At 68.0% G+C, this 9223-nt stretch carries 9 protein-coding genes; 2 read left to right on the plus strand and 7 right to left on the minus strand.

Annotation, left to right across the window (positions count from 1 at the left end; translation table 11 throughout):
* Positions 1 to 49: 49 nt before the first annotated feature.
* From hslU to sdhC, 7 genes are all read right to left on the minus strand, one after another.
* Positions 50 to 1342 carry an ATP-dependent protease ATPase subunit HslU gene (hslU, locus tag FFS23_RS16845; protein ID WP_137899512.1) on the minus strand — a complete coding sequence of 431 codons (1293 nt, stop codon included), beginning with the start codon at positions 1340 to 1342 and terminating at the stop codon, positions 50 to 52.
* A gap of 84 nt (positions 1343 to 1426) precedes the next feature.
* Entirely contained in the window at positions 1427 to 1972 is a 546-nt protein-coding gene (hslV, locus tag FFS23_RS16850; protein WP_137899523.1) for an ATP-dependent protease subunit HslV, read from the minus strand.
* Between the two features lie 353 nt (positions 1973 to 2325).
* Entirely contained in the window at positions 2326 to 2586 is a 261-nt protein-coding gene (locus tag FFS23_RS16855; RefSeq protein ID WP_137899513.1) for a 3TM-type holin, read from the minus strand.
* On the minus strand, positions 2583 to 3122 hold the full coding sequence (locus FFS23_RS16860; RefSeq protein ID WP_137899514.1) for a glycoside hydrolase family 108 protein: 540 nt from the start codon (positions 3120 to 3122) through the stop codon (positions 2583 to 2585). Before FFS23_RS16860 ends, FFS23_RS16855 begins: the two co-directional genes overlap by 4 nt.
* A 206-nt stretch (positions 3123 to 3328) precedes the next feature.
* Positions 3329 to 5131 carry a succinate dehydrogenase flavoprotein subunit gene (gene sdhA, locus FFS23_RS16865; protein ID WP_038663000.1) on the minus strand — a complete coding sequence of 601 codons (1803 nt, stop codon included), beginning with the start codon at positions 5129 to 5131 and terminating at the stop codon, positions 3329 to 3331.
* Positions 5131 to 5514: a succinate dehydrogenase, hydrophobic membrane anchor protein gene (gene sdhD / locus FFS23_RS16870; protein WP_137899515.1), complete on the minus strand. Its 384-nt coding sequence runs from the start codon at positions 5512 to 5514 to the stop codon at positions 5131 to 5133. The genes sdhA and sdhD overlap by 1 nt, the downstream gene beginning before the upstream one ends.
* Positions 5514 to 5942: a succinate dehydrogenase, cytochrome b556 subunit gene (gene sdhC / locus FFS23_RS16875; RefSeq protein ID WP_137899516.1), complete on the minus strand. Its 429-nt coding sequence runs from the start codon at positions 5940 to 5942 to the stop codon at positions 5514 to 5516. The genes sdhD and sdhC overlap by 1 nt, the downstream gene beginning before the upstream one ends.
* 206 nt (positions 5943 to 6148) lie before the next feature.
* Here sdhC and FFS23_RS16880 point away from each other — a divergent pair, with 206 nt between their 5' ends.
* Both FFS23_RS16880 and FFS23_RS16885 read left to right on the plus strand, forming a co-directional pair.
* Entirely contained in the window at positions 6149 to 7510 is a 1362-nt protein-coding gene (locus FFS23_RS16880) for a methyl-accepting chemotaxis protein (RefSeq protein ID WP_137899517.1), read from the plus strand.
* A 1-nt stretch (position 7511) separates the two neighbouring features.
* Positions 7512 to 8891 (plus strand): methyl-accepting chemotaxis protein, encoded by a 1380-nt coding sequence (locus FFS23_RS16885; protein ID WP_137899518.1) that lies wholly within the window; start codon positions 7512 to 7514, stop codon positions 8889 to 8891.
* Positions 8892 to 9223 lie beyond the last annotated feature (332 nt).

Below are 9223 nucleotides of genomic sequence, written 5' to 3' on the forward strand. Positions count from 1 at the left end.
TGACGGACGCTTCGACAGGCTCGGCGATCGAGTCCCCCGGTCGCGTTGATTACAGCACGAACCGGCTGAGGTCGGTATTGCGGGCGATGCCGGCGAGCTGCTTGTCGACATAGGCCGCATCGACCGTCACCGGCTCGCTGCGATCCTCGGCGTCGAAGCTCACCTCTTCCAGCAGCTTCTCCATCACCGTCTGCAACCGCCGCGCGCCGATGTTCTCGACCTGGCCGTTCACCTCGGCGGCGATGCGCGCGATCGCGGCGATGCCGTCGTCGGTGAAGCTCACCTCGGCGCCCTCGGTCGCCAGCAAGGCCTTATATTGCGCGGGCAGCGACGCCTTGGTGTCCGACAGGATCGCGATGAAATCCTCCTCGGTCAGCCCTTTCAGCTCGACGCGGATCGGCAGGCGGCCCTGCAATTCCGGCAGCAGGTCGCTCGGCTTAGCGACGTGGAAGGCGCCGCTGGCGATGAACAGGATATGGTCGGTCTTCATCGGCCCGTATTTGGTCGCCACCGTTGTGCCCTCGATCAGCGGCAGCAGGTCGCGCTGCACGCCCTCGCGGCTGACCGAACCGCCGCGCACGTCGCTGACCGCGATCTTGTCGATCTCGTCGAGGAAGACGATGCCGTTCGCCTCGGCGTCGGCGAGCGCGGTGCGGCTGACCTCATCCTGGTCGAGGCGCTTGTCCGCCTCTTCCTCAACGAGCTTGTCCCATGCCGCGCGGACCGACAGCTTGCGGCGCTTGAGCGGCTGCCCACCACCGAACGACTTCATCATCTCCGACAGGTTGATCATCTGCGGCCCGGCACCGGGTACCTCGAACGGCGTCGTCGCGGCCTGTTCAAGCTCGATCTCGATCTCGGTCGCGTCGAGATAGCCGTCGGCGAAGCGCTGCTTGAAGCTCTCGCGCGTCGCCGCGCTCGAATCCTTGCCGACCAGCGCATCGAGCAGGCGCTTCATCGCCGCCTCCTCGGCCTTGTCCTTCACCGCGACGCGGCGGCGCTCCTTCTCCAACCGGATCGCCTCCTCGACGAGGTCGCGGGCGATCTGTTCGACGTCGCGGCCGACATAGCCGACCTCGGTGAACTTGGTCGCCTCGACCTTGACGAAGGGCGCGTCGGCGAGCTTCGCCAGTCGGCGGCTGATCTCGGTCTTGCCGCAGCCGGTCGGCCCGATCATCAGGATGTTCTTCGGCGTCACCTCGTCGCGCAGGTCGGCGGAGAGCTGCTGGCGGCGCCAGCGGTTGCGCATCGCCACCGCGACCGCACGCTTGGCGTCGGCTTGCCCGATGATATGGGCGTCGAGAGCGGCGACGATCGCCTTGGGGGTGAGGTTCTGGTTCATGGTCTGCCGGGTTGCCCGAGGCCGGGATAACGGCCTGGAATCAAGGAAAGGTCACGGAAAGTCAGAGGTACGAACGGCGACGGATCAGCTCGTGCTGTCCATCACCTCGATCGTCGTGCGATCGTTGGTGTAGACACAGACCTCGGCGGCGATCGCCATCGCCTTGCGGCAGACGGTCTCGACATCGGCCTCGTAATCGACCAGCGCGCGCGCCGCGGCGAGCGCGTAATTGCCGCCCGAGCCGATCGCGGCGACGCCGTTTTCGGGTTCGAGCACGTCGCCGTTGCCGGTGAGGATCAGCGTCACGTCCGTGTCGGCGACGATCATCATCGCCTCGAGGTTGCGCAGATATTTGTCGGTGCGCCAGTCCTTGGCCAGCTCGACCGCGGCGCGCATCAGCTTGCCCTGATGGCGTTCCAGCTTCGCCTCAAGCCGCTCGAACAGCGTGAAGGCGTCGGCGGTGGCGCCGGCAAAACCGCCGATCACCTGTCCGTCGGCGCCGAGACGGCGGACCTTCTTGGCATTGGGCTTCATCACGGTCTGGCCCATCGAGACCTGGCCGTCGCCGATGACGACGACCTTGCCGTTGCGCCGGACCGACAGGATGGTGGTGCCATGCCAGACGGGCATGGAATGGGAATCGCTCATGGTTGGCGATGTAGGATGAAGTTGCGGCGGGGCAACCACACGGTCGATCGGCATCGGGTGGAGATTGCGAAGATGGCTCGCGCAGTGACGCGGAGACGCAGAGGCGGTGCTCGTACCGACACAGCGCCCCCGCCCCCCATCGTCATCCCGGCGAACGCCGGGACCCATGGTTGCGGTGAGGCCGATGTTGCGCGCGCCATTGCCGGCAGCGCACCCATGGGTCCCGACTTTCGTCGGGATGACGATGAGGGGGGGCGTGCTCCCCGCGCCACCCATGCAACCTCTCCGCGCCTCTGCGCCTCTGCGCGCATCCCCTTCTTTGCGCCTCCGGGCGCCTATCGGTCCACCCCTCTCACCTTCCCCCACGTCCGCGCCGCGGTGTAGCCGAGATAGCCCGTCCCGAAGAGCGCGTAGAGCGGTTCGGGGATCGCCGACAGATAAGCGCCCATCCCCCGCACCATCGCCGCCGCGACATCGGGACGGATCGCCGCGACGATCCCCATCGGGATCGACCACAGCAGCAGCGCGTACATCACGTACAGGAACGCCGGCCGCGCCCGCGTCACCCAGCGATCGGGCGGCGTGGCGGCGGTCATGCGACGCGTCCCGCCAGCCAGCCGTACAGGAACGCCTCGTCGGCGGGCCGGCGTTCGGCAAGCGCGAGATAGCGTTCCCCCTGCAAGGCGTCGACCGCCTTGATCAGCACCGCCTCACCGGCCCGGCCGCGATGCGCGAGAAAAGCATCAAGCGCGGCGAGCGTCCGCGCGCCGATCGTCCGGTCGAGCGCGAGATCGGGATAGTCGCGCGCATCGCGGTTGAGCGCGTTGAGCGCGCGCTGGAGGAAGCCGATCGCGGTCGCCGTCCCCATGTTGACGCCGGTGTCGAACAATTCCGCCACCAGCGCCGGCGCGCGCGTCGCGACCTGATCGAAGCCGGGCGCCTGCCAGTAGACGCGCTCGTAGATGTCCGCCGCCACCGCCTGCGGCAGATCGCGGATCGCGCCGTGATAGCCGTTGGCGCGGGCGACCGCGGCGGTGATCCCCCAGCGCGTCGGGCCGCCGCGGTCGGCGGGATGATCGACATAGCCGCCTTCGCGGTCGATCAGCTGGTCGATGAGGGTCCGGATCGTCATGGCGCACTCCCTTGCCGTTGCGAGGCAAACGGGGACCATGGCTTTTCCAAATAGGACAGCGGATCTTTGACGGTGGCCGGAAGGCGGGGCCGATCAGAGACTTGGCCGGTCACGCCGCGCCGGCGCCTCCAACACCCGATTCGGCCCCGGCAGCCCCGCCAATGGGACCACCGGGGCCAAGGGGCCGCCAGATCAGGCCGGGTGCCTCAATACACCCGCTTCTTCGGCTTGATGTAATCGACGTCGTCGGTGAGCGTATAATCGTGCACCGGACGGTAATCGATCGCGGTGGCGCCGCCGACGCCGCCCCAGCCGGTGAAGCTGGTGATCGTGTGCTTCATCCACTCGCCGTCGTCGCGATCCGGATAATCCTCGTTGACGTGGGCGCCGCGCGATTCCTTGCGGTTCGCCGCCGAATCGATCGTCACCACCGCCTGTGCGGCGAGATTGTCGAGTTCGAGCGTCTCGATGAGGTCGGTGTTCCAGATCAGGCTGCGGTCGTTGACCGAGACGTCGGCGATCTGGCCGTAGATGTCCTTCATCAGCGCCTGGCCCTCGGTGAGCAGGGCGTTGTCGCGGAACACCGCACAATGCTTCTGCATCGTCCGCTGCATCTGGCCACGGATCTCCGCGGTCGGGATGCTGCCGGTGGCGTTGCGGAACTTGTCGAGACGGGTCAGCGACAGCTCTTCCGAGCCCTTGGGCAGCGGATTGTGCGTGCCATTGGGCTTGCAGATGTCGGCGATCCGCTTGCCGGTGGCGCGGCCGAACACGACGAGATCGATCAGCGAGTTGGAACCCAGCCGATTGGCGCCATGGACCGAGACGCACGCCGCCTCGCCGACCGCGAACAGGCCGGGGACGACGGTGTCGGGATTGCCGTCCTTGAGGTGGACGACCTCGCCGTGGAAGTTGGTCGGGATGCCGCCCATGTTGTAATGGACCGTCGGCGTGACGGGCAGCGGCTGGCGGGTCAGGTCGACGCCGGCGAAGATCTTGCCGGTCTCGGTGATGCCGGGCAGCCGCTCGTGCAGCACCGCGGGATCGATGTGGTCGAGGTGCAGGAAGATATGGTCGCCGTTCTTGCCGACGCCGCGGCCTTCACGCATCTCCATCGCCATCGACCGCGACACGACGTCGCGGCTGGCGAGGTCCTTCGCCGACGGCGCGTAGCGCTCCATGAAGCGCTCGCCCTCGGAGTTGGTGAGATAGCCGCCCTCGCCGCGCGCACCCTCGGTGATGAGCACGCCCGCGCCGTAGATGCCGGTCGGGTGGAACTGGACGAACTCCATGTCCTGCAGCGGCAGGCCGGCGCGCAGCACCATGCCGCCGCCGTCACCCGTGCAGGTATGCGCCGAGGTCGCCGAGAAATAGCAGCGGCCGTAGCCGCCGGTCGCGAGCACGGTGTTGTGCGCGCGGAAGCGGTGGATGCTGCCGTCTTCCATGCACAGCGCGACGACGCCGCGGCACTGGCCGTTCTCCATGATAAGATCGAGCGCGAAATATTCGACGTAGAAATCCGCGTCGTAGCGCAGGCTCTGCTGGTAGAGCGTGTGCAGCATCGCATGGCCGGTGCGGTCCGCGGCGGCGCAGGTGCGCTGCGCGGGCGGGCCTTCGCCCATGTTCTGCATCATGCCACCGAACGGGCGCTGATAGATGCGGCCCTCGTCGGTGCGGCTGAACGGCATGCCGGCATGTTCCAGCTCGTAGACCGCGGCGGGCGCCTCGCGGACCATATATTCGATCGCGTCCTGGTCGCCGAGCCAGTCGGAGCCCTTGACGGTGTCGAACATATGCCAGGTCCAGTGATCCGGACCCATGTTGCCGAGGCTGGCGGCGATGCCGCCCTGCGCCGCGACGGTGTGGCTGCGGGTCGGGAACACCTTGGTGATGCAGGCGGTCTTGAGGCCGTTCTGCGCGCATTCCATCACGGCGCGCAGCCCCGAACCGCCGGCGCCGACGACGACCGCGTCATAGGTGTGATCGATGATCTTGTACGCGTCCGACATTATGCGGCGGCTCCGAAGGCGACCTTGAGGATCGCGAAGATGGCGGTCGCGGCGGTGGCGACCGTGAAGAAATTGAGCGCGAGGATCGCGGCGACGCGCTTCTGTTCGTGCTGGTAATCCTCGATCACGACCTGGAGGCCCAGGCGGAAGTGATAGAAGACCGAGACGATCAGCAGCAGCATCGGCACCGCCGCCCAGCTGTTCTGCAGCCAGCTATGCACGCTGGCATAGTCGTAGCCCGGCATGCGCAGGATCGCGAAGACGAACCAGAGCGTCAGGAACAGGTTCGAGCCTGCGGTGACGCGCTGGCGCCACCAATGGTGCGCGCCTTCCTTGGCGCTGCCGAGACCGCGGACGCGGCCGATATGCGTACCCGAACCCATTACTTGACCCCCAGGTAGAGCCAGAAGGCCGCGGTCAGCACGAAGCCGCCGGCGATCACGATCAGGCTGAACATCTTGTTGCGCTTCAATTCGAACGCCGCGCCCGCGTCCATGACGAGGTGGCGGACGCCGTTCAGCATGTGCGTGAAGAAGGCATAAGTGATGCCGACGAAGACCACCCAGCCGACGATGTTGAGATTGCCGGCATCGGTGGTGAACACGTTGCGGAAGCTCGCATAGGCCTCCGCCCCGCTCGCGATCGCGGCGAGCCACCAGACCAGCAGCACGGTGCCGACCGTCGCCATGCCCGAGCCGGTCGCGCGGTGCAGGATGGAGACCAGCATGTGCGGCCCCCAGCTATAGTGGAGCTTCAGAAAGCCCGAAAAGAGATGCGGGCTGCGCGGACGCGCCGGAGTGCGGGATGCCATGAACGGTCCTCGGGCAAGATCAATGCTGTGCCTATTAGGCCCGCCATGCCGCGATGCAACCCATAGCGGCCGCTTCGCTCGCCTCGCCGACGCCGCCGCGGCCTGCTTTCCCGGCGACCGCGCATGCGCGCCTCTAACCGCACATTAACCAGTGATGTCTAATTCGGACAATATCGTTCACGCCCCGCTGATCGCCGGAGACGCTCTTGCCCGACATTGCCCTTCCCAAGCCGGCCAGCATCGCCGCCGCGATCGACCTGCGCAGCCGCATCGTCGCCTTCGACGGCGGCGAGAATACGCTGATGGCGCGCGCGGCGGAATTGTGGACGGTCATCGAGCCCGATGCGCCGACGATCGTCGAGGCCTATTGGTCGCATTGGCGCCGTGCCCACCCCGGTGCCGCCGAATGGACGCCGCTGGAAACCGAACGCCGCATCGTCGCCGGCATCACCTATCTGCGCAACCGCTGCTGCCACCTCGACGGGCTCGCCTGGGTCGAATCGCTCGAGCGGTCGGTCGCCGCGGCTTATGCCGCCGGCGTCTCGACGATGGAGGTGCTGGCGATGTCCTGCGCCAGCGACCGCGCCGCGCTCCAGGCGCTGATGGCGCGCGTTCCCGCCGACGATTCGCGCCAGGGCGCGCTGGTCGATGCGCTGATGCGCCTGTTCGGCATGGAGACCGAACTGACCGTCGAACTGTTCGCCGGCTATGCCGAACATGGCGCCCGCCTCGCCCGCGAGGGGCTGGCCTCCGAATTCCGCGAAGGCATCGCCTCCGCGGTCGAGACCGCGACCGACGAGGGCCGCGCGCTGCGCGACCAGGCGCAGCGCAGCTCGGGCTCGGCGCGCGGCATGCTCGGCAAAACGAGCGAGGTCGCCGCCGCCGCCGAACAATCCGCGGTCGCGATGCGCGAGGCGGCGCAGACCGCCGCCGGCCTGATCCGCGCGATCGAGGACGCCCGGACCGAGGTCGAGGCCGCCGCCGAGATCGCCAGCCGCGCCAGCGTACAGGCGACCAATGCGGTCGGCATGTCGGAGACGCTGAGCGATCACGCCAAGTCGATCGAATCGATCCTCAGCCTGATCCGCGACATCGCCGGGCAGACCAATCTGCTCGCGCTCAACGCGACGATCGAGGCGGCGCGCGCCGGCGACGCCGGCCGCGGCTTCGCGGTGGTGGCGCAGGAGGTGAAGAGCCTCGCCAACCAGACCGCGCGCGCCACCGACGATATCGCCGCCAAGATCGCCTCGATCCAGTCGGCGACGCGCTCGACGGTCGACACCAACGCCAGCATCAAGACGACCGTCGCCGAGGTGCAGGAGAGCGCCGACCGCATCCGCTATGCGATGGAGGCGCAGGCGCAGACCGTCACCGCGATCACCGCCGCGGTCGACGAGACCGCGCTCGCCGCCGATTCGATGTCGAGCACGATCGCCGCGATCCGTACCGATACCGAGACGGTGGCGGCGGAGATCGACGACGTCGGCCGCGGCTTCGACCGGCTCGACGGCCAGCTCAATTCGCTCAAGACCAGCGCCGGCGAGTTCGTCGCCAAGGTCGCCGCCTGACATGGTCTCCGCTCCGATCCGCCGGCATCAGATCACGGGCGAGACGCTGCAGGCGCGGCGCAGCATCGTCGAGCATCTCGGCGAATATGACTGGGACGGGACGCTCGCCGCATCCTGCCGCCAAATCTCGGCGCTGCTGCGGCCCGAGGATTATCGCGAGATTTCCAGCCGCTTCTGGGACCATTATCTGTCGCTGCCCGCCGCGCAGCCATTGCGGCCGCTGTTCACCGCCGAACGGCTCGACCGGCGGGTGCGCGAGAGCGCCCATTATGCCTTCCTCAAATACAATGCGCCGTTCGACGAGACATGGGGCGAGATCGCCATCACCCATGCCGAACGGTCGGAACAATCGGGCATCCCGCTTCCCAGCCTGCAGGCGGCGCTGGCCCAGTCGCACAGTTTCACCGTGCAGACGATCGAGCGGCATTGCGAGGGCGACACCAAGCGGCTGCTGCGCCTGTGCGACGCGGTGCAGCGCATCGCGCTGGTCGAATCGGATCTGATGACCGGCCGGCTCGCGACGTTGCGCGCCGAGGCGGCGCGGCAGGAGCGCCAGACGCGCTCGGCCGCGTTCCGCGAGAGCATCGCCACCTCGATCGAGGGTGCGGCGACGCTGGGCGCACGCATCCGCGTGCAGGCCAGCGCCGCCTCCGCCTCGACGCGCGAGGTGCTCGGCAAGGCGAGCGAGGTCGCCGCCGCCGCCGAGGAATCGGCGGTGGCGATGCGCGAGGCGGCACAGACCGCCGCCGGGCTGATCCGCGCGATCGAGGACGCCCGCATCGAAGTCGATTCGGCCGCCGGCATCGCGCTGCGCGCCAGCGAACATGCCGGCGAGGCGGTGCGGGCGAGCGGCCTGCTCAGCGACCATGCGCAATCGATCGAATCGATCCTCGGCCTGATCCGCGCCATCGCCGGGCAGACCAATCTGCTCGCGCTCAACGCGACGATCGAGGCGGCGCGCGCCGGCGACGCCGGCCGCGGCTTCGCAGTGGTGGCGCAGGAGGTGAAGAGCCTCGCCAACCAGACCGCGCGTGCCACCGACGACATCGCCGCCAAGATCGCCGCGATCCAGCATGCGACGCGCACGACGGTGGCGACCAACGCCTCGATCAAGGCGACCGTCTCCGAGGTGCAGGAATCCGCCGACCGCATCCGCGACGCGATGGCGGCACAGGCGCACACCGTCACCGCGATCACCGCCGCGGTCGACGAGACCGCGCTCGCCGCCGATTCGATGTCGAGCACGATCGCCGCGATCCGCACCGACACGCAATCCGTCGCCGGCGAGATCGACTCGCTCGGCGAAGGCTTCGGCGAAGTCGGCGACCGGCTCGGGCAATTGCAGCAATCGGCGGACAGCTTCTCGGCCAGCGTGGGGTGACGGCGGGGGGGCTACGTAACGCCGCTCCCGCCCTGTCCTCCCCCGCCAGGGCAGGGGAATCGCATATGGCTACGGCAATGAGGTTCGATCGGCTTCCTCATTAAATTCGTCACCCCGGACTTGTTCCGGGGTCCACCGGGCCGCGGGAGAACGGTGTCGGATCAAGCCTCTCTCCTCGCCGCAGGGTGGACCCCGGAACGAGTCCGGGGTGACGGGGTGGGTTTGGAAAACGGCGGACCCGCACACATCTTCATGTGCGCTAGCCCTGCCCGCCAAGGAGCGCCGGAGGCATGACGGAAGGGGAGAACAGGGTGGCAGCCCCATGGCAGCAC

Origin of the sequence: Sphingomonas sp. 2SG, from assembly GCF_005503285.1 — a bacterium.
Lineage (GTDB): Bacteria > Pseudomonadota > Alphaproteobacteria > Sphingomonadales > Sphingomonadaceae > Sphingomonas > Sphingomonas taxi.